This is a genomic window from Teichococcus oryzae (genome assembly GCF_008386565.1).
Classification (GTDB): domain Bacteria; phylum Pseudomonadota; class Alphaproteobacteria; order Acetobacterales; family Acetobacteraceae; genus Pseudoroseomonas; species Pseudoroseomonas oryzae.
This window is the reverse complement of record NZ_VUKA01000004.1, coordinates 145,178-165,129: the sequence shown is the minus strand read 5'-3', so window position 1 is coordinate 165,129 and position 19,952 is coordinate 145,178. Positions and strand designations below refer to the sequence as shown.

Here is a 19,952-nt window from a genome sequence, read left to right as displayed (position 1 = left end):
CATGCCAGCGAAGACAAGGTTGAGGATCGCTTCTCCGGAGGAGGACCCGAACACAACCATTGTCTGCAACTCGCCGCCCTGCTTCATGCACGAGCTTGATCCGTCCTGGCTCGGCTATCTCCGGCGGGAGGAGGTGGCCGGCCTGCTGACGGAACTGCTGGAAGCGGAACCGCCCGGCACCGTGCTGGAAACAACGTGGCTGCGGGTCATGCTGCGCCAGCATCTCGCGCGGCTCGGTGATGCGGCGCGGATGGGGGGCGGCCATGCCAATCCCGGCGCGGATGGCGCCGGCGATGCCGCGCAGGCGCCGCTGGCGCAGCGGCTTCGCGCCGCCTTGCCCCGCATCCATGATGATGCGCTGCGCCGCGACCTGGCCGATGTTCTGCTGACCCTGGAACACGGCCTCCAGCGCGTGCATCGCCGGGCCATGCCGGGCTGAGGCGCCAAGGCAGCGGAAGCTGCGCGGGCCGAGAGGCCGCAGCGGAAAAGGAAAGCTCCATGACGGACATGATGTACCCGCCGGCCACGCGGGAAACGGCACAGAAGCGGCGCGACCTCGCGCCCGAAACCCAGGCCGCCTTCGATGCCTTCAGCCGGCAGGTCTTCGCCGAGGGCGCGCTTTCGGCGCGGATGAAGCAGATCATCGCCGTTGCCGTGGCCCATGCGACGCAATGCCCGTATTGCATCCAGGGGCACAGCAAGGCGGCCCTGCGGGCGGGCGCGACGCAGGCGGAGCTGATGGAGGCGATCTGGGTCGCCACCGAGATGCGGGCGGGCGGCGCCTATGCCCATTCGACCCTGGCGCTGTCCGTGTTCGAGCGGGAGGAAGCCAGGCGGCAGGCGCCCGCCGGAGAATAGGCGGCATCCGCCTGTTCGCCCGCGCGGCCATGGCCGTTCCGGATGCTCCCGGCCCTTTCGCCGCCGGGATGCGCGAAGCTTGGCCTTAAGGCCATGGGCCGGCCGCGCGACCTGTTGCACACTGCGCCCCGCCTGACGATCGGGCGAAACGCGCAATGATCCGGCGAAGCCGGGCAACAGGAGGACCAAGATGCCAGGAAACAGGATGGGCGATGGCGAATGGGTGTTCGAGCCGGTCGAGAACTGGCCGAAGCTGCCGGCCGAGATCGGAATTGGGGATCTGGGCGATGTCGCCGGGCTGGCGGTGGATGCGCAGGACCGCGTCTACATGTTCAATCGCGGAAAGCATCCTGTTCTGGTTCTCGACCGCGAAGGCAATGTGCTGCGGAGCTGGGGCCATGGCCTGTTCTCCAATCCGCACGCCGCCAGCATCGGCCCGGATGATTCGATCTACCTGACCGACAATGGCGACCACACCGTCCGCAAGTTCAGCCTGGACGGAAAGCTGCTGCTGCAGATCGGCGAGCCGGGCAAGCCTTCCGGCTTCATGAGCGGCAAGCCCTTCTGCCGCTGCACCCACACCGCCCTGTCGCCGGAAGGCGACATCTATGTGTCGGATGGCTACGGCAATGCCTGCGTGCACAAATACGCGCCCGATGGGCGGCACCTGTTCAGCTGGGGGCGGCCCGGCACCGGCCCGGGCGAGTTCAACCTGCCGCACAACATCTGCTGCGACGCGGAAGGCCTGGTTTATGTCGCCGACCGGGAGAACCACCGGATCCAGGTGTTCGACGGGCAGGGGCGCTACATCCGGCAGGTGAACAACCTGCACCGCCCCTGCGGCCTGGCCTTGTTCGGCGGGCGCTGCCCGTGCTTCCTGGTGGGCGAGCTGGGGCCATACCAGCCCGTCAACCGCGCCACCCCCAATCTCGGGCCGCGCCTTTCCATCATGGGCAATGACGGCACGCTGCTGGCCCGCCTCGGCGGGTTGAAGGCGGGGCTGGCGCCCGGGGAGTTCGTCGCGCCGCACAGCGTCGTTCTCGATTCCCGGGGCGACCTGTATGTGGGCGAGGTCGCGGCCACCGACTGGGCGTCGCTGTTTCCGGAGCAGCCGCGCCCCGACCGGCTGCGCCGCGTCCAGAAATTCACGCGCGTCCGGGCGGCCTGAACAAGCGGCCCGCAAAGGGGGCGGGGAAGGGCCGTTCCTCCCCGTCACCCTTCATCGAGGGCCGCGCGGGCTGTGCCCGCCATCAGCCGCGCCGCACCATGGTGGCCGCCGTGTAGCCGCTCATGTTGGGCTCGAAGCGGTAGCCCGGGCGGACACCCCAGACCAGCGACAGGTGGAAAAGCGGGATCATCGGCAGATCGTCCGCGACCACCTGAACCGCCTCTTGCAGCACCTTCTCCCGCGCCTCGGGGTCCAGGATGGTGAAGGACTTTTCCGTCAGCGCGTCGAGTTCCGGGTTGGAATAACGGCTCCAGTTGTTGGCGCCGGCGCGCTTGGCGCGGTCCACGGTGCTCACCACATTGCTCAGGAAATAGGATGCCTCCCCGGTGGAGCTGGCCCAGCTGTGCAGCCACATGCCGTATTCCTGCTTGCTGGCGCGGGCGCTGAAGGCGGAATAGGGCAGCGCGTCCACCACGCTCTGCACGCCGATCCGCGTCCACATCTGCGCCACCGCCTGGGCGATGCGGCTGTCATTGGCGAAGCGGTCGGTCGGCGTGTGCAGCACCAGCCTGAAGCCCTGCGGATAGCCGGCTTCCGCCAGCAGCCTGCGCGCCCGCTCCGGATCATAGGGCGGCACGCCCACGGCGGGATTGGCGGAATAGAAGCCTTCCGGCAGCCATTGGCCGCTGGGCGTGCCGCGGCCTTCCATCACCCGCTCCACCAGCGCCTTGCGGTCGATGGCAAGCGACAAGGCCTGCCGCACCCGCAGATCCAGGAAGGGATTCCGCGGCAGGGGCCTGCCATCGATGCCGGTCACGTCCGGCAACCCGCCCGCGGTGGCGTGGCTGGGCTGCATGAAGGTCAGGCGCGTGCTTTGCGTCTCGACAATGGCGACGCGGCCATCGCGCTGCAGCGCCAGGGCGTCGTTGGAGGAAACCTCGTCGATCAGGTCCACATCGCCCGACAGCAAGGCGGCGCTGCGCGCGCCGGCCTGCGGGATGATGCGGAAATGCACCTTCTCCCATGGTTCGGGGCCGCCGAAATAGCTGTCATTGCGCAGCAGCTCGATCCTGGCGCCGGGCTGGAAGACGGAAAGCCTGTAGGGGCCGGTGCCGATGGCGGCCTTGCCGCTGTTGTAATCCTCGGTTGTCGCGCCTTCCCCGGCATGGCGGGACACGATGGCGATGAAGGTCAGGTCGTTGGGCAGGGAAGGATGCGGGCCGGCGGTGTGCAGGCGCACCGTCAGCGGGTCCACCACCTCCACCTGCGTCACGGGCCGCACATAGCCGGCGAGGCTGCCGGGGCTGTTCGGCACGGTCGGCACGCGGCCGATGGTGAAGGCGACGTCATCGGCGGTGAAGTCGCGCCCATCATGCCATTTCACGCCCGGCCGCAGCTTGAACTCCCAGATCCGCTCCCCGACCGGTGTCCAGCTCAGCGCCAGGCCAGGAATGGGCCGCAGCCGCGCATCGCGCTCCACCAGGCGGCTGAACACATGCAGCGCCAGATTGAAGTTGGGCTGGAAGGCGTAGAAATGCGGATCGGCCGAGCTTGGCGTCGTCGCCGTGCCGATGGTCAGCACGCCGCCGCCCTGCGCGGCTAGGGGCCTGGGCAGCAGCCCGAGCCCGAGAAGCGCCGCGAGGCCGCGGCGTGGCAGGGCGGTGTTCAGCATGGGGGTCTTCCTCGGCATAGTTTGCACGATTGAAATTCGTTAGAAACGTATCATCACGATCCATGACAACACAATCCGCCCCGGAGGTTCCGTTCCCGCCTGCCCCAGGCCATCGTCGCGCAGGCCTGGCTGGACCGGGAGGATGCGGCGGAGCTGCTGGCGGCGCAGGCGCCTGCGGATTGGTGCGCAGCGTCCGCCACAAGCCGGGCGGGCCGGTCTCCCCGGATGAGGTGGGGGGGCGGCGCACGCTGATGTCGGCGGAGCGGTGGCGGCGCGGTTATGCGTTGCTGTCTCGCCACGGCCTGCATTTCGACCTGCAGACGCCGTGGTGGAACCTGCACGAGGCCGCTGTCCTGGCGCGGGACTTTCCGGACACGCTGATCGTGCTGAACCACGCGGGCCTTCCGGCGCGGCGTGACGAGGCGGCGCTGGGCCGCTGGCGCGAGGCCATGGCGGGTTTCGCGGAATGCCCGAACGCGCGTGCAAAGATTTCCGGCCTTGGCCTGCGGGGCCGCCCCTGGCGGGCGGAGGAGAATCGCTGGATCGTGCGGGAAACCATCGCCCTGTTCAGTGCCGAGCGCTGCATGTTCGCCAGCAACTTCCCGGTGGACAGCCTGTGCGGCAGCTTCGACACCATCTTCTCTGGCTTCAGGTCCATCGTCATGGACCCGCCGCGGGCGGAACAGGCGCGGCTGTTCCGTGACACCGCGCGGGAGGTGTACCGCACCAGCCCGGCCGGGCAGGCGTGATCCGCATGTCCAGCCCCCGCATCGGCTTTGTCGGGATCGGCCTGATGGGCACCGCCATGGTGCTGCGCCTGCGGGAACAGGGCTTCCCCGTCACCGTCTGGAACCGCGAGCCGGAGCGGCTGCCGGCCGTGGTGGAGCAGGGGGCGGTGGCGGCCGCGTCCCCGGCGGCGGTGGCCGCGGCGAGCGACATGGTGCTGCTCTGCGTGCTGCACGCCGATGCGGTGCGGGACGTGGTGTTCGGCCCCGACGGCATCGCGGCGGCGGCCCCGGCCGGCGGGCTGCTGGTGGACCTGTCCACAGCCGATCCGGCGGCGACGCGGGAGATGGTGGAAAGGCTGGCCCGCGAGGCCGGTCCGGACTGGGTCGATGCTCCCGTTTCCGGCGGGCCGCCGGCGGCGCGGGAAGGCCGGCTGACGATCATGGCGGGGGGCGCCGCCGCGGCCTTCGCCCGCGCCGAGCCGGCGCTGCGCGCGATCGGCGGCAACATCACGCATCTGGGCCCGGTGGGCGCAGGGCAGGTTGCCAAGGTGCTGAACCAGGCGACCGTCGGCACCGGCTATGTGCTGATGGCCGAGGCCCTTGCCCTGGCGGAGGCGGCGGGCATCGACGCCGCGATGCTGCCCGATGCCCTGGCGGGCGGCCATGCCGACAGCGCCCTGCTGCGGCGCATCTACCCGCAGATGCAGCGGCGTGCCTTTGATCCGCCCGGCGGCTATGCGCGGCAATTGCTGAAGGACCTGGAGGCGGTGCGCCGCTTCGCGGAGGAGCATGGCCTTTCCCTGCCGGTGGTGGAGGCGGCGCGGCGGCGCTTCGCCGACCATGTGGCGGAAGGTCAGGGCATGAGCGACAGCGCATCGGTGATCCGCCTTTACCGGCCCGATCCGCCGCGCTGAACGGCAGGCGCTTGACCCCGCCATTGTCAGGTCATCACACTGCCGCAACCGGCGAACCAAGGCGCCGAAAGAACAAGCAGCGAATGGCGGCCCCATTCGACTGTCCATGGGCGGAAGGAAGAAAGACATTGCAGTTGTCGGACAGGATCACCGGGTCATGCCTGGTCGCGCTGGGGGGCGTCACCGTGTACGGCGCCCTGCAGCAGCCCGGCGTGCCTGGGCAGGATGTGGGGCCCAGCGTCTTCCCCATGGTCATCGGCCTGGGATTGATGGGCTGCGGGTCCCTGGTGGCGCTGCGCATCGGGCACAGCTTCGAGGCGCCGGACGACGTCGTGCCCCCCGAACCGGGGGAGGTGGTGGCGCGGCCGCCCCGCTTCGCGGAATGGCGGGCCTTCCTGCCGCCATTGCTGCTGTTGTTCTACATGCTGGCTGTTGAAAGCCTGGGCTTCCTGCTCACCGCCGCGGCGATCAGCCTGGCGGTGAGCTTCACGATGGGCGCGCGGGCGCGCCTGGCGCTGCCATTGGCGGTGCTGGCGCCGCTGGGCATCCATGCCATTTTCGTCCGGTTGCTGCGGGTGCCGCTGCCGGACGGCCTGCTGACCCTGCCCTGGTGACGCCATGACCGATCTTTTCGAAGGGCTCCGCCTGGTTCTGCAAACCGATGTGCTGATCGCCATCGCGGCCTCCGCCGTCTATGGGCTGGTGATCGGCTCGCTACCCGGGCTGTCCGCCACCATGGCGACCGCGCTGCTGGTGCCCGTCACCTTCTACCTGTCGCCGATCGCGGCGGTGGCGACGATCATCACCGCCTCGGCCATGGCGATCTTCTCGGGCGACATTCCGGGCTGCCTGCTGCGCATCCCCGGAACGCCCGCCTCCGCCGCCTATACCGACGAAGCCTACGCCATGACCCGCAAGGGGCAGGCGGAGCTGGCGCTGGGCACCGGGCTGTGGTTCAGCGCCATTGGCGGCATCGCGGGCACGCTGTCCCTGCTGATCATGGCGCCGGCGCTGGCCGAGGTGGCGCTGAACTTTTCCTCCTTCGAGTATTTCTGGCTCGCCGTGCTGGGGCTGATGTGCGCGACGCTGGTGGCGCGCTCCTCCCCGGTGAAGGCGATCGCGTCGATGCTGCTCGGGCTGTTGTTCTCCTGCATCGGCATGGAGAACCCGGCGGGCACGCCCCGCTTCACCTTCGGCATGACCGACCTGCTGGGCGGGATCGAGCCGCTGCCCGCGCTGGTCGGCGTTTTCGCGGTGTCGCAGGTGATGCGGGCGCTGTCCGAGGCCGAGCCGCCGCCGCTGCCGCGCCGCCGCTTCGGCTCCATCATGGCCGGCCAATGGGCGCTGACCAAGAAGTACCCGAAGCCCATGATGCGCGGCAACATCGTCGGCATCATCATTGGCGTGCTGCCCGGCGCGGGCGCCGACATGGCCGCCTGGGTGTCCTATGCGCTGAGCAAGCGCTTTTCCAAGGAGCCGCAAAAATTCGGCACCGGCCACCCGGAAGGGCTGGTCGAATCGGGCGCCAGCAACAATGCCTCCCTGGCCAGCGGCTGGGTGCCGGCGCTGCTGTTCGGCATCCCGGGGGACACCATCACCGCCATCGCCATCGGCGTGCTCTACATGAAGGGGCTGAACCCGGGGCCGACGCTGTTCACCGAGCGCGCTTCCAGCATGTACGCGCTCTACATCATCTTCATCCTCGCCAACATCATCATGATCCCGCTCGGCATCATCATGATCCGCGTCGCGGCGACGGTGCTGCGGGCGCCGCGCGCCTCGATCATGCCGATCATCCTGCTGCTTTGCGCGGTGGGCGCCTTCGCCACCGGCAACAACCTGTTCGCGGTGCTGCTGGTCGCCTTCTTCGGCACGCTGGGCTACGTGATGGAGCGCAATGGCTATCCGGTGGCGGCGCTGGTGCTCGGCATCGTCATGGGCTCCATGGTGGAGCAAAGCTTCGTCACCTCGCTGATCAAGTCGGACAACAGCATCATGCCGTTCTTCGACCGGCCGATCTCGGCCGTGCTGGCGGCGATCACGCTGGGCGCGCTGTTGTGGCCGGTGGCGGCGTGGCTGATCCGCCGCATGAAGGCGCGCGCCCCTGCCGTCGCCGGGGCGAGTGGGGGGCATGCGAATGGCTGACACGCAATTCATGGCTGGCCGCTGAAAAACCATTCATGATCCGCCTGAACCGGCCTCACGCCGGACCAAGACAACAACAGGAGAATTGTCCATGAGCATGATGTCCCGCCGCGGGGTGCTGGGCGCCACAGCCGGGCTGGCCGCGGCCGGCGCCCTGGGCCACCCGCTGGCACGGCCCGCCCTGGCGCAGCCCCGCTTTCCGAACCGCCCGTTGCAGATGATCGTGCCCTGGGGTGCCGGTGGCGGCACCGACGCCACCGCGCGCATCATCGCCGCGCTGCTGGAAAAGGAGCTCGGCCAGCCCGTCAACGTCGTGAACCGCACCGGCGGCTCCGGCGTGGTGGGCCACAGCGCCATCGCCATGGCGAATCCGGATGGCTACACCATCGGCATCATCACGGTGGAAATCGCCATGATGCACTGGCAGGGCCTCACCGAGCTGACCCATGCCAACTACACCCCGCTCGGCCTGATGAACCGCGACGCGCCCGGCGTGCAGGTCAGCGCCTCCTCCCCCTACAAGGACATCAAGGCGCTGGCGGAAGGCATCAAGAACAGCCCGCCGGGCAAGCTGAAGGCCTCCGGCACCGGCCAGGGCGGCATCTGGCACCTGGCGCTGGTGGGCTGGTTGCAGGCGATGGGCCTGAAGCCCGATCATGTGCGCTGGGTGCCCTCCAACGGCGCCGCGCCGGGCATGCAGGATCTGGTCGCGGGCGGCATCGACATCGTGCCCTGCTCGATCCCCGAGGCGCGGGCCATGCTGGATGCCGGGCGCGCCCGCAGCCTCGCCATCATGGCGCCGGAGCGCGATCCCCAGTTCCCCGACATTCCGACGCTCAAGGAAAGCCTGGGCGTCGATTTCCAGACGGCGGTGTGGCGCGGCATCGGCGGACCGCTGAAGATGCCGGCGGAACAGGTCGCCATCCTCACCGCCGCGCTGGAGCGGGTGTACAAGTCGAAGGAATATTCCGATTTCATGAAGTCGCGCGGCTTCGGCATGGACTGGGCCGATGGGCCGGGCTTCGGAAAGGTCATGGCCGAGACCGATGCGGCGATGGGCGTCGCGATGAAGGCCGCGGGGCTGACCAAGGCCTGACATGCCCGGCGCGGAATTCGCGCCGGCCCGCCCGGCGGGTCAGGGGGAGGACCATGCCCCCTGGAGCCGCCGGGCTTTCCTGTTCCGCGTTTCCTATTCCGCTCCGGCCGCCGGGCCGCCTGGCCGCGAAAAGGCCGAAACCCGTGTCAGGGTCAGGAAGGCAGCCGTGCAGAACAGCAGGATCACGGCGAGGAAGCCGATGGCCGCGCCGACGCCATAGGTTCCCGCGACGGTGCCGGACAGCGATTGCAGCACGGCGCCCCCCAGGAAGAAGGACAGGTTGACGGCGGAAAGGGCCTTGCCGGCGTCCTCGGGCCGCACCGCGGCGCGCGTCATTGCGAACAGCAGGGGCTGGATCGAGATCGACAGGCCGAAGGCGAACAGCAGCGCCGTGTCGGCCGCCGGCGGCATCATCGCCATCCCCGCGAGGCGCGAAACCCATCCCTCCGGCCCGCCTCCCGCCAGCATCAGCAGAAACAATGCCGCCAGCGCATGGCCGGCGGCGAGCAATTCGCGACGCCTGCCGATGTGCCGGTCCAGCACGCCGGCCAGGAGTGGCCCGGCGATCAGCGCCGTGGTGCCGAGCAGCAGAACCGCCCCGGCATCGATGCGCGACAGGCCCTTCACCTCCATCAGCCAGGGGCCGCCCCACAGGCCGCGCACGCCGATGATCGCGGCGAAGGATGCGAAGGCCAGCACCACCACGGGCCAGACCACCGGCCGCGCGCCGATGCGCAGCACGTCCAGCGCTTCATGCAGGAAGCCGGGGCGCGGCTGGGCCGCGGGTTGCGGGAACGGCGCGGGCACGAGCCGCGCGACCAGCAGCGCGATGGCCACGGCCAGCAAGGCCGATACCCAGAACCCGGCGCGCCATCCCTGTTGTTCCACCAGCCAGGCGAGGGGGCTTGCCGACAGAAGCATGCCGACATTGCCGACGCCCTGGATCAATCCGGACCACAGGCCGAACTTCGCCGGACTGAGCAGCTTGGCAGCCATTGTCATCGGGCACAGCAGCATGCCGCAGCAACCGAGGCCGAGCACGATCTGCGCCAGCAGGAAGCCCGGCACCCCGCCTGCCAGCGCCGCGATGCAGCCGCCGATCGCCACCGTGGCCAGCAGCACCAGCGAAACCGGCCGCACGCCGAAGCGGTCCAGCGCCACTCCCAACGGGATCTGCCCGGCCGCGAAGGCGAAATGATACGCCCCTGTCAGGCTGGCCAGCCCTTCCGCGCTGACGCCCAGATCCCGCCCCAGCACATCGGCCGCGATGGCGGGCAGGGTGCGCACCATGTTGGACAGCATATGCCCGAAGGCGAGCGCCAGAAGCGGCGCCACGAAGGCCGCGGAGGCCTCGCGAGTGTTCATCGATGTTCAGTCCGTTCCATCCCCGGGGATGGTGTGCCCTGGCCGGAGCGGCGGGCCAAGGGGCGCTGGCGCATGGCTCCCCGTCGCGCGGCCGGAATGGCCCGGTGACATACGCTCCCCGGATGGACAGCGACGCCGCCGGGACGCGAAGCTGAGGCAAGGGAAGGGCGGCCCGCGCCGCATCCGCAACGAAAGAAGGAAAGCCATGCGCTTCAACATCGGCGATGCCGTGGTGGATGTGGTGCCCGATCTGGAATGCTTCCCCATTCCCGCCGCGAGGCTGCTGCCGACCGCCGACCTTTCCAGCCTGGCGGAGCATCGTGAATGGCTGGAGCCGGACCATGTGGATTTCGGCCGCGACGCGATCCTGCTCGGCATGCACGCCTTGCTGCTGCGGCTGCCGGGGCTCACCATCCTGGTCGATGCCTGCATCGGGGAAGACAAGCAGCGCCCGGTGCATCCGGCCTGGCACCAGCGCCACGCCAGCGGCTTCCTCGACAGGCTGGCGGCGCTGGGCGTGGCGCCGGAGGATGTGGATGTTGTGTTCTGCACGCATCTCCATGCCGATCATGTCGGCTGGAACACCCGGCTTCTGGATGGGCGCTGGGTGCCGACCTTTCCGCGCGCCCGCTATCTCATCGGCCGCCGCGAGCTGGCCTTCTGGCAGGCGCGGGCCGAGCCCGGGCTGGGATATGGCTCCTTCGTCGACAGCGTGCAGCCGCTTCTGGAGGCGGATCGCGTGACGCTTGTGGATGACGGGGAGGAGATCGCCCCTGGCGTGACGCTGTTGCCCTTGCCGGGGCATACGGAGGGCCAGATGGGCCTGCGGGTGCGGCGCGGCGCCGCCTGCGCCGTGTTCTGCGGCGATGCGGTGCATTCCCCGGTCCAGGTGCTGCGGCCGGAATGGTCGAGCGGCCCCTGCACCCATCCCCTGGAGGCGGCGGCCACCCGGCGGCGGCTGCTGGAATGCGCGGCGGAGGAGGACATCCTGCTGGTGCCCGCGCATTTCCGCCGCTGCGGCTGCACTCGCATCCGCCGCCGCGGCGATGGCTTCCGGCCTGTTCTCGGCGCCGGCTGAGCGGGCCGTCCGCTTGACGGAAGGGCGCGCGGCGCGGCACTCCGGCGGTCCAGCCACGCGGAGCCGCGACGATGCGCAACAGTGAAGACATCTGGAACCTGGTGGAAGGCCGGAAGCAGGACTTCATCGGCCTCAGCGACCGCATCTGGGACATGCCGGAACTGCTCTACAACGAGCACCGTTCCTGCGCGGAGCATTCGGCGATGCTGGAGCGGCACGGCTTCCGCGTCACGCGCGAGGTTGCCGGCATCCCGACCGCGGTGATGGGCGAGGCGGGTGATGAGGGGCCGGTGATCGCCTTTCTGGGCGAATATGACGCGCTGCCCGGGTTGAGCCAGGAATCGGGCGTGGCCGAGCGCCGGCCGGTCGAGGCGGGCGGCCATGGCCATGGCTGCGGCCACAACCTGCTGGGCGCGGGCGCGCTGCTGGCGGCGACGGCGGTGAAGGACTGGCTGGAGAAGAACGGCATCAAGGGCCGCGTCCGCTATTACGGCTGCCCGGCCGAGGAAGGCGGCGCCGCCAAGACCTTCATGGTGCGCGCCGGCGCCTTCGCCGATGTCGATGCCGCCATCACCTGGCATCCCTTCGCCTGGGCCGGGGTGCAGGAGGCCGATTCGCTCGCCATGACGCGCATCGACTTCTCCTTCACCGGCCGTTCCTCCCACGCCGCCGCGGCGCCGCATCTGGGGCGCTCGGCGCTGGATGCGGTCGAACTGATGAATGTCGGCGTCAACTACATGCGCGAGCACATGCCCAGCGATGCGCGCATCCATTATGCCTATCTGAACGCCGGCGGCATCGCGCCGAACGTGGTGCAGGGGGAGGCCAAGGTGCGCTACGCCGTGCGCGCCCATACCCTGCATGAGATGTTCGCGCTGATCGAGCGGGTGCGGAAGATCGCCCAGGGCGCCGCGCTGATGACGGAAACCACCGTCGAGGCCCGCATCCTGTCCGCCACGGCCAACCTGCTCGGCAACGCGCCGCTGGAGCGGGTGATGCAGGACAACTTCATGCGCCTCGGCCCCGTGCCGTTCGACGAGGCCGATCGTGAGTTCGCCCGGAAGATCCAGGCGACACTCTCCCCGCAGGACATCGCCAGCAACTACAACCGCTCCGGCTTCCAGCCACGCCCCGACCTGCCGCTGACCGATGCCATCCAGCCGCCGGTGGCGGAGCGGAGCGGCCCGAGCCTGATCGGCTCCACCGATGTGGGCGACGTGTCCTGGGTGGTGCCGACGGTGCAGGCCAGCGGCGCCACCCTGGCGATCGGCACCCCGGCCCATTCCTGGCAATGGACGGCGCAGGGCAAGATGCCGGCGGCGCACAAGGGCATGGTGCATGTCGCCAAGGCGATGGCCGGCACGGCGGTGGACCTGCTGAGCGACCCGTCGCTGATCCCGGCCGCCAGGGCCGACCTGGCCGCCCGCACCGGGGCGACGCCCTATGTCTGCCCGATCCCCGCCGATGTGGCGCCGCCCCTGAGGATGGCCACAGGCGGCTGAGGCCGCCGCTCCGGGGGAAACCCGGCCGCGGCGGGGGGGGGGGGCGGGCTTTCCTGCCTCCGCCCGGCGGTTTATGAACCGGCCATGCAGCGCGCCATCCGGTTCCTGGTCCTGATCCTGATCCTTGTTCTTGGGGGGCTTTGGAGCACCGCCTGGTTCACCCGCCAGCCCAACGAGGCGCTGGGCGATGCCTTCCTGCGCAACCTGGCGCAGCTGACCGGCCGCCCCGCGCCGTCGCCGATCAACGGCACCCAGTTGCCGGCGGGCGTGAGCATGGGCGGCGCCTTCACCCTGGTGAACCAGGATGGCCGCACCGTCACCGAGGCGGACTTCGGCGACACGCTCATGGTGGCCTATTTCGGCTACACCTTCTGCCCGGATATCTGCCCGACGGAGCTGGGCAGCATCGCCGCCGCCATGGACCTGCTGACGCCCGAGCAGGAGGCGCGCGTCACGCCCGCGCTGTTCAGCATCGACCCCGAGCGGGACACGCCGGAGCAGCTCAAGCTGTATGTGGAGAACTTCCATCCGCGCATGGTCGGCCTGACGGGCTCCACCCAGCAGGTGGCCGAGATGGCCCGGCGGTTCCGTGTGTTCTATGGCCGCGTCGAAAGGCCGGAGATGAGCGCCTACCTGATGGACCACACTTCCTACATCTACCTGGTGGAGAAGGGCGGGGCGGTGCGGACCCTTTTGCGTCCGCAATCCTCACCCGAGGCCATCGCGGAGGCAATCAGGCGCCAACTCTCGCAATCTTGACGACAGGCCTTGGCAAGATTGCAAACTTTTGAGATTAAACCATTAACGTTCGTTTTAATTTCGGCAAGAATGTGGCGCCAGGCCCAGCTGGGTCCGGCGAATCGTGGTGTGCGGAAAAAGCCCGGCCGGTTCCCGTTCCGGGGCCCCGCCGCCGCCGTCCAACCTGGGGAGCGAGTGCCTTATGGCGGAAGACTGGTCAGACAACCCGGCTGGGCGTGAACCGGCCCGGAGCGGAGCGGCGACGCCGCGGCATACGCGTCGCTTGTCGGATAAGATCCTGATCGCCTTCCACCAAGCCTGTGACCAGAACGACTTCGAGATCGCCGAGGAGTTGCTTCGGATCCTGGAGAAGATGGTGACGCGGCGGCCGGTCCAGCCCGACAACAACCGGCGCAAGAACATGGAAAGCCTGGTGGCGGCACATGAGCGTTTGTGGCTGCTGCGCCACCCCGAGACACAAAATGCCGATTTCTGATCGTTGAAACAGGATGCCGGCGCCACCACGCCGGCTTCTGCCTTTCATGGTCAATCATGGCCAAGGCTCCGCTTCCGCTTGGATTGACCACGTTCGCGTTGCGTGATTTCCTTCCCGTTCAGATAAGGAGGGTGGCGCATGAGCATCCAGCTGGGGCAGATTGCACCGGATTTCACGGCGGAAACCACAGCCGGCACCATCCGGTTCCATGACTGGGCCGGATCATCCTGGGTGGTGTTCTTCAGCCACCCCAAGGACTTCACCCCCGTCTGCACCACCGAACTAGGCGAGGCGGCACGGCTGAAGCCGGAATTCGACAAGCGCGGCACCAAGATCATCGGCCTGTCCGTCGACTCGCTCGACAATCATGGCGCCTGGAATGCCGACATCGCGGAAACCCAGGGCTCGGCCGTGAACTTCCCGATGATCGCGGATTCCGACCGCAAGGTGTCGGAGCTCTACGGCATGATCCATCCGGAGGCCGATCCCTCGGTCACGGTGCGCACCGTTTATGTCATCGACCCGCAGAAGAAGGTGCGGCTGACGCTGACTTATCCGCCCGCCACCGGCCGCAACTTCCAGGAAGTGCTGCGGGTGCTGGACAGCCTGCAACTGACCGACCGGCACAAGGTGGCGACGCCGGTGAACTGGCAGCCGGGCGACCGCGCCATCATCGTGCCTTCCGTGTCCGACGAGCAGGCCAGGGAACGCTTCCCGCAGGGCTGGGACGCCCAGAAGCCCTATCTGCGCTGGGTGGATGTGAAGGGCTCCTGATGACCGTTTCCGGCATCGCGCAGGGCTTCTGGGGGGCGGTGGGCGACACGCCGCTGATCCGGCTCCGCCGCGCCTCCGAGCTCACCGGCTGCGAGATCCTGGGCAAGGCCGAGTTCATGAACCCGGGCGGCTCGGTGAAGGACCGCGCCGCGCTGGGCATCCTGCAGGACGCGGTGGACCGCGGCCTGCTGGTGCCCGGCAAGCCGGGTGTTGTGGTGGAGGGCACGGCCGGCAACACCGGGATCGGCCTCGCGCTCGCCGCCAATGCCATGGGCTGGCAGAGCGTCATCGTGGTGCCGGAAACCCAGAGCCGGGAGAAGCTCGACTTCCTGCGCATGATCGGCGCCGATCTGCGGCTGGTGCCGGCCAAGCCCTATGCCGATCCGGGCAATTACGTGCATGTGTCCCGCCGGCTGGCGGAGGAAACCGGCGCGGTCTGGGCCAACCAGTTCGACAACCTGGCCAATGCCCGCGCGCATGAGCAGACCACCGGCCCCGAGATCTGGGCGCAGACCGGGGGCCGGATCGACGCCTTCACCTGTTCCTGCGGCACCGGCGGCACGCTGGCCGGGGTGGCCCGCGCGCTGAAGGCGCGGAACAACAAGGTCCGCATCATCCTGGCCGACCCGGAGGGCAGCGCGCTCGCGCCCTGGGCCAATGGCGGGGAGGTCAGGGCGACCCCAGGCAGTTCGGTCACCGAGGGCATCGGCCAGGCGGCCCGCGTTCCCGGCAACCTGGAAGGCGCGCCGATCGACGGCGCCGAGGTCATCCCCGATGCCGAGGCGCTGGAGCAGGTTTACTCGCTGCTGATCGAGGAAGGCATCTCCGTCGGCGGCAGCGCGGGCCTGAACGTCGCCGCGGCCATCCGCGTGGCGAAGGCGCTGGGGCCGGGGCATACCGTGGCCACCATCCTTTGCGATGGCGGCGCGCGCTACCAGTCGAAGCTGTTCAACCCCGACTTCCTGCGGGAAAAGGGGCTGCCTCTGCCCCACTGGCTCAGCTAGATCCTGTCGGTTCCTGGCGCCGTGCCCTTGGCGGCGCGGCGCTTTCGTTCCAGGCTCCTCCCCACCACGACTCATGGGGAGAGACGGCATGAACGGCGCCGAAAGCCTGGTGCATACTCTAGTCAAGTCCGGCCTGAAGACCTGTTTCGCCAATCCTGGCACCAGCGAGATGCATTTCGTCGCCGCGCTGGACCGCATTCCGGGCCTGCGCTGCGTGCTGGGACTGCAGGAAAACATCGTCACCGGCATGGCCGACGGCTATTGGCGCATGTCCGGCCGGCCCGCTGCGACGCTGCTGCATTGCGGGCCCGGCCTGGCGAACGGCCTGGCCAACCTGCACAATGCGCGGCGCGCCCGCAGCGGCATCGTCAACATCGTCGGTGACCAGGCGACCTATCACCGCCCCTATGACGCGCAGCTCACCGCCGACACGGAAGGCTGGGCCCGGCCGGTTTCGGCCTGGGTGCGCACCGCCACCGATTCCCGCCGCGTCGGCCAGGATGCCGCCGTGGCGGTGCAGGCGGCCCGCACCGCGCCGGGCGGCATCGCCACCCTGATCCTGCCCGCCGACACCGCCTGGAACGAGGGTGGCGAGCCGGCGGAGGCCCTGCCTGTTCCCGCCATCCAGCCGCCCGACCCCCATGCCGTCCGCGGCGCCGCGCGGCTGCTGCGGGAAAAGCGCAACGTGCTGATCCTGCTCGGCGGCCCGGCGCTGCGCGCCGAGGCGCAGGCCCTGGCGCACCGCATCGCCACGGCGACCGGCGCGCGCGTCCTGGCGGAGATGTCCAACGCCCGCGTCGAGCGTGGCCGCGGGCGCCTGCAGCTGGAGCGCGTGCCCTATCCGGTGGATGCGGCCGTCGAGGCGCTGAAGGATGTCGAGCACCTGATCCTGGTGAACAGCAAGGCGCCGGTCGGCTTCTTCGCCTATCCCGGCAAGCCCAGCCTGCATTACCCGGAAGGCGCCACCGTCCATCCGCTGACGCGCTACGAGGAGGATTGCATCGCCGGGCTGCGCGCCCTGGCAGAGGAGCTGGGCGCGCCGGAGGTGGCGGTTCCCGATCCCGGTCCGCGCCCCGAGGTGGCGCGCGGCGCGCCGACGCCGGAAGGCCTGGCGCGCACCTTGGCGGCGGTGATGCCGGAGGGGGCGATCATCACGGATGAAAGCGTCTCCTTCGGACGCGGCTTCTATCCGCACACCCACGCTGCGCCGCCGCATGACTGGCTGCAGATCACCGGCGGCGCCATTGGCTGCGGCATGCCGCTGGCCACCGGCGCCGCGATCGGGGCGGGCGGCGACCGCCGGGTGATCAACCTGCAGGCCGATGGCTCGGGCATGTACACCTTGCAGGCCCTGTGGACCCAGGCGCGCGAGAAGCTGCCGGTGACCACCATCATCCTGTCGAATCGCAAGTACCAGATCCTGATCGGCGAATACCAGAATGTCGGCGCCAATCCCGGGCCCACGGCGATGAGCATGCTGGACCTGGGCAACCCGGATCTGGACTGGCTGCAACTGGCCCAGGGCATGGGGGTGGAGGCGGCGCGCGCCACCACGCTGGAACAGTGCGGCGACCTGTTGGCGCAGTCCTGCGCCAGCAACGCGCCGTTCCTGATCGAGCTGATGATCTGAGGCGCGGCAGGGCCGGGGATCTTCCCCGGCCCGAAGTTTTTGCGAAGGACTCGCAAAAGACGCTTGACCAAGGACCAATATGGCCGTTAATTGCGAATAACTCGCAGTTGCAGCGAGGGCTTGGCGGACGCGGTTCTACTACCGTCCCGCCGCGACACCGGATCCCGCACTCTCCCCCGGGTTCCGCCAGGCCCTTGCAGCGCTGCGGGATCCGGCCGGTGACCTGCAGGGGAGGTCGCCAGCCGGGAGCGGACCGGGGTGGTCGGGCGCACTATGCGAACCGTCCGACCCAGCCGAGCGGCGCCTGAAGGGGGAAGCCGCCGGTGAGACTGGATTTGCACGCGGGCAGGGCGTGCAACCCCCGGTCCGCGTCCCCCCTTCCTTCGGCCTCTTTCCTCCGCCGTGGCAGGCGATAGGCTGCGTTCTTCCAACAAGGAGGAATCGCGGCATGCCCTACATGATCGAGGCGACCGACAAGCCCGGCGCCCTGGCGCTGCGCACATCGACGCGCCCCGCCCACCTGAAGTTCCTGGCCGACAACGCCGCCAAGCTGCTGGCCTGCGGCGCCCTGCTCGACGAGCAAACGGGGGAGGGGATCGGCAGCCTCTACATCGTGGACACCGAGGACCGCGCCGAGGCCGAGGCCTTCATCGCCGCCGACCCGTTCAGCAGCGCGGGCGTATTCGGCGAAACCCGCATCCTGCGCTGGCGCAAGGCTTATCTGGACGGCCGCAGCTACCTGCCGCCGGGCTGAAGCAACCCGTCCCACAGGGGCAGGCCCAGCAGCGCGGATAAAGCGATCAAGGCCAGGCAGGCGCGGCGGAACTGCGCCTCGCTCGCCAGGCCGAACATCCGGCTGCCGAGCCACAGCCCAAAGGCATAGGCCGGCGCCACGGCCAGGGCCAGCCACAGCAGGGCCGCGTCCAGCAGCCCCGCCGCCAGATAGGTGACGAAGCTGATCAGCCCGCTGGCGGCGAAGAACAGCACGATGTTGGCGCGCAGCCTCGCCGCCGGAATGGCGCCGCCGAGCCAGTAGGCGACCACCGGCGGCCCGCCCATCTGCGCCGCGCCGGAACAGAAGCCCGACAGCGCTCCCACCGCGATGGAAAGCCGCAGCCGCACGGGTCCATGGTAGCGCCAGCCGGAGGTGAGCAGCGCCAGCATCGCCGCCACAAGGGCGCACATGGCCCAGCGCAGCGTCACCGGATCGGCAGCCACCAGCAGCCAGGCTCCGAGCGGCGCGCCCACCAGGGCCCCGATCACCAGCGTGCCGATCTCGCGCCGCCCGGCCCGCTCCGCCACCTGCGCCCAGGCGCGGGGCACCAGGGGCAGGGCGGTGGGGTTGTCCATCAGCATCAGCAGCGGCGCCGCCGCCTGCGGCCCCAGCGCCGCGCTGGCCAGCGGAACAAAGATCAGCGCCGCGCCGAAGCCCGAGAAGCCGCGCGCCAGCCCCGCCGCCAGCGCCGCCAGCAGCGTCGCCGCCAGCGCGGCGGCTTCCGGCATCAGCCGTGCTGCGGGCGGACGGGCGCCGGGTTGTCGCCCGAGGCCGCGTCAAGCGCCGCGGCGATGTCCTCCACCAGGTCCTCGACATCCTCGAGGCCCACGGAAAGGCGCACGGCGCCGTCGGAAATGCCGAGCCGCGCCCGCTCCTCCGGCCCCACCTTGGAATGGGTGGTGGTGGCGGGATGGGTGATCAGGCTCTTGGCGTCGCCCAGATTGTTGGAAATGTCGATCACCCGCAGCGCGTCGAGGAAGCGGAATGCCTCCGCCTTGCCCTTCAGCGAGAAGGACACCAGCGTGCCGCCGCCCGACATCTGCTTCTTGGCCAGCTCATATTGCGGATGGCTGGCGAGGTAGGGGTAGCAGACCTGCACAACCTCGCTCCGCTCCTCCAGCATCTGCGCGATGGCGGCGGCGGAGCGGCTCATCGCCGGCACGCGCAGATGCAGGGTTTCCAGCCCCTTCAGGATCACCCAAGCATTGAAGGGGGAGATCGCCGTGCCGGTGTTGCGGGTGAAGGGTTGCAGCACCTCCTCGATCCACTTCCTGGAGCCCAGAACGGCGCCGCCCATCACCCGGCCCTGGCCGTCGAAATGCTTGGTGGCGGAATACACCACCACATCGGCGCCGAACTTCATGGGCTTCTGCAGCAGTGGCGTGGCGAACACATTGTCCACCACCACGATGGCGCCCGCCTTGTGGGCGAGGTCGCACACCGCCTTCAGGTCCACAAGCTCCAGCATCGGGTTGGAGGGGGTTTCCAGCAGCACCAGCTGGCAGGGGCGGCGGAAGGCGGCTTCCCACTGGTTCAGGTCGCCGCCATCGACGAACTCGGTCTGGATGCCGTAGCGCGGCAGCAGGGTCGAGACGATCCAGTGGCAGGAGCCGAACAGCGCGCGGGAGGCCACCACCCGGTCCCCCGCCTTCAGGTGCGACAGCATGGCGGAGGACACCGCCGCCATGCCGGTGCCGGTGGCGCGGCAGGCCTCGGCGCCTTCCAGCATCGCCAGGCGCGCTTCCAGCATCTGCACCGTCGGGTTGCCGAAGCGGGAATACTGGAAGTGCTCGGCCTCTCCGGTGAAGGTCTGCTCCGCCTGCAGGGCGCTGTCATAAACGAAGCCGGAGGTCAGAAAGAGCGCCTCGCTGGTTTCGTCCAGGTTGGTGCGCATCTGGCCGCTGCGCACCAGCTGGGTGGCGGGGCGCAACGGGTGGGGGGCAGCGGGCTTGGCCATCGGTCGGGCAAACTCTCGGGCTGGCAGTTCATACAACCCGGCCCGGTCGGGC

The 19,952-nt window shown here is 69.4% G+C and carries 20 protein-coding genes; 16 read left to right on the top strand and 4 right to left on the bottom strand.

What is annotated here, in order from left to right; all coding sequences use genetic code 11:
* The first annotated feature begins 1 nt into the window (after position 1).
* From F0Q34_RS11150 to F0Q34_RS11140, 3 genes are all read left to right on the top strand, one after another.
* A complete protein-coding gene (locus tag F0Q34_RS11150) occupies positions 2-439 on the top strand; it encodes a hypothetical protein (RefSeq protein WP_149812296.1) in 438 nt (145 codons plus the stop codon).
* 59 nt (positions 440-498) lie between these two features.
* Positions 499-858 carry a carboxymuconolactone decarboxylase family protein gene (locus F0Q34_RS11145; RefSeq protein WP_149812295.1) on the top strand — a complete coding sequence of 120 codons (360 nt, stop codon included), beginning with the start codon at positions 499-501 and terminating at the stop codon, positions 856-858.
* Between the two features lie 190 nt (positions 859-1,048).
* The gene (locus F0Q34_RS11140; protein ID WP_149812294.1) at positions 1,049-2,026 is read left to right on the top strand and encodes a peptidyl-alpha-hydroxyglycine alpha-amidating lyase family protein; all 978 of its coding nucleotides are present in this window, start codon (positions 1,049-1,051) and stop codon (positions 2,024-2,026) included.
* 82 nt (positions 2,027-2,108) lie between these two features.
* Here F0Q34_RS11140 and F0Q34_RS11135 read toward each other — a convergent pair whose 3' ends face one another.
* Entirely contained in the window at positions 2,109-3,698 is a 1,590-nt protein-coding gene (locus F0Q34_RS11135; RefSeq protein WP_149812293.1) for an ABC transporter substrate-binding protein, read from the bottom strand.
* 62 nt (positions 3,699-3,760) lie between these two features.
* Between F0Q34_RS11135 and F0Q34_RS11130 the strand changes: the two genes are divergently transcribed.
* The 5 genes from F0Q34_RS11130 (at position 3,761) to F0Q34_RS11110 (ending at position 8,581) form a co-directional block, all read left to right on the top strand.
* Positions 3,761-4,447 (top strand): amidohydrolase family protein, encoded by a 687-nt coding sequence (locus tag F0Q34_RS11130; RefSeq protein ID WP_277755276.1) that lies wholly within the window; start codon positions 3,761-3,763, stop codon positions 4,445-4,447.
* Positions 4,448-4,452: 5 nt separating this feature from the next.
* On the top strand, positions 4,453-5,340 hold the full coding sequence (locus F0Q34_RS11125; protein ID WP_149812292.1) for an NAD(P)-dependent oxidoreductase: 888 nt from the start codon (positions 4,453-4,455) through the stop codon (positions 5,338-5,340).
* 128 nt (positions 5,341-5,468) lie between these two features.
* Positions 5,469-5,954 (top strand): tripartite tricarboxylate transporter TctB family protein, encoded by a 486-nt coding sequence (locus F0Q34_RS11120; protein WP_149812291.1) that lies wholly within the window; start codon positions 5,469-5,471, stop codon positions 5,952-5,954.
* A 4-nt stretch (positions 5,955-5,958) separates the two neighbouring features.
* The gene (locus F0Q34_RS11115) at positions 5,959-7,485 is read left to right on the top strand and encodes a tripartite tricarboxylate transporter permease (RefSeq protein WP_149812290.1); all 1,527 of its coding nucleotides are present in this window, start codon (positions 5,959-5,961) and stop codon (positions 7,483-7,485) included.
* Positions 7,486-7,576: 91 nt separating this feature from the next.
* Positions 7,577-8,581: a tripartite tricarboxylate transporter substrate binding protein gene (locus F0Q34_RS11110; protein WP_149812289.1), complete on the top strand. Its 1,005-nt coding sequence runs from the start codon at positions 7,577-7,579 to the stop codon at positions 8,579-8,581.
* A gap of 93 nt (positions 8,582-8,674) precedes the next feature.
* Here F0Q34_RS11110 and F0Q34_RS11105 read toward each other — a convergent pair whose 3' ends face one another.
* Positions 8,675-9,946 carry an MFS transporter gene (locus tag F0Q34_RS11105; protein ID WP_149812288.1) on the bottom strand — a complete coding sequence of 424 codons (1,272 nt, stop codon included), beginning with the start codon at positions 9,944-9,946 and terminating at the stop codon, positions 8,675-8,677.
* Between the two features lie 205 nt (positions 9,947-10,151).
* Between F0Q34_RS11105 and F0Q34_RS11100 the strand changes: the two genes are divergently transcribed.
* The 8 genes from F0Q34_RS11100 to F0Q34_RS11065 all read left to right on the top strand — a co-directional run bounded on the left by F0Q34_RS11100 (position 10,152) and on the right by F0Q34_RS11065 (position 17,922).
* Positions 10,152-11,024 (top strand): MBL fold metallo-hydrolase, encoded by an 873-nt coding sequence (locus tag F0Q34_RS11100; RefSeq protein ID WP_149812287.1) that lies wholly within the window; start codon positions 10,152-10,154, stop codon positions 11,022-11,024.
* 71 nt (positions 11,025-11,095) lie between these two features.
* Positions 11,096-12,526 carry a M20 family metallopeptidase gene (locus tag F0Q34_RS11095; protein ID WP_149812286.1) on the top strand — a complete coding sequence of 477 codons (1,431 nt, stop codon included), beginning with the start codon at positions 11,096-11,098 and terminating at the stop codon, positions 12,524-12,526.
* Between the two features lie 84 nt (positions 12,527-12,610).
* On the top strand, positions 12,611-13,285 hold the full coding sequence (locus F0Q34_RS11090) for an SCO family protein (protein WP_149812285.1): 675 nt from the start codon (positions 12,611-12,613) through the stop codon (positions 13,283-13,285).
* A 262-nt stretch (positions 13,286-13,547) separates the two neighbouring features.
* On the top strand, positions 13,548-13,760 hold the full coding sequence (locus tag F0Q34_RS11085) for a hypothetical protein (RefSeq protein ID WP_241665441.1): 213 nt from the start codon (positions 13,548-13,550) through the stop codon (positions 13,758-13,760).
* 138 nt (positions 13,761-13,898) lie between these two features.
* Positions 13,899-14,534: a peroxiredoxin gene (locus F0Q34_RS11080; protein WP_149812283.1), complete on the top strand. Its 636-nt coding sequence runs from the start codon at positions 13,899-13,901 to the stop codon at positions 14,532-14,534.
* Positions 14,534-15,538, top strand: a complete 1,005-nt coding sequence (locus tag F0Q34_RS11075) for a cysteine synthase A (protein WP_149812282.1) — start codon at positions 14,534-14,536, stop codon at positions 15,536-15,538. The genes F0Q34_RS11080 and F0Q34_RS11075 overlap by 1 nt, the downstream gene beginning before the upstream one ends.
* Before the next feature lie 88 nt (positions 15,539-15,626).
* Positions 15,627-17,168: an acetolactate synthase large subunit gene (locus F0Q34_RS11070; protein ID WP_149812281.1), complete on the top strand. Its 1,542-nt coding sequence runs from the start codon at positions 15,627-15,629 to the stop codon at positions 17,166-17,168.
* A gap of 448 nt (positions 17,169-17,616) precedes the next feature.
* Complete coding sequence (locus tag F0Q34_RS11065) at positions 17,617-17,922, top strand: YciI family protein (protein ID WP_149812280.1); 306 nt, start codon at positions 17,617-17,619, stop codon at positions 17,920-17,922.
* Here the strand turns inward: F0Q34_RS11065 and F0Q34_RS11060 are convergent.
* Together F0Q34_RS11060 and metZ are read right to left on the bottom strand one after the other, a co-directional pair.
* Complete coding sequence (locus F0Q34_RS11060; RefSeq protein ID WP_149812279.1) at positions 17,904-18,671, bottom strand: sulfite exporter TauE/SafE family protein; 768 nt, start codon at positions 18,669-18,671, stop codon at positions 17,904-17,906. The genes F0Q34_RS11065 and F0Q34_RS11060 overlap by 19 nt on opposite strands.
* Positions 18,671-19,900, bottom strand: a complete 1,230-nt coding sequence (gene metZ, locus F0Q34_RS11055; RefSeq protein ID WP_149812278.1) for an O-succinylhomoserine sulfhydrylase — start codon at positions 19,898-19,900, stop codon at positions 18,671-18,673. Before metZ ends, F0Q34_RS11060 begins: the two co-directional genes overlap by 1 nt.
* Between the last annotated feature and the right edge of the window lie 52 nt (positions 19,901-19,952).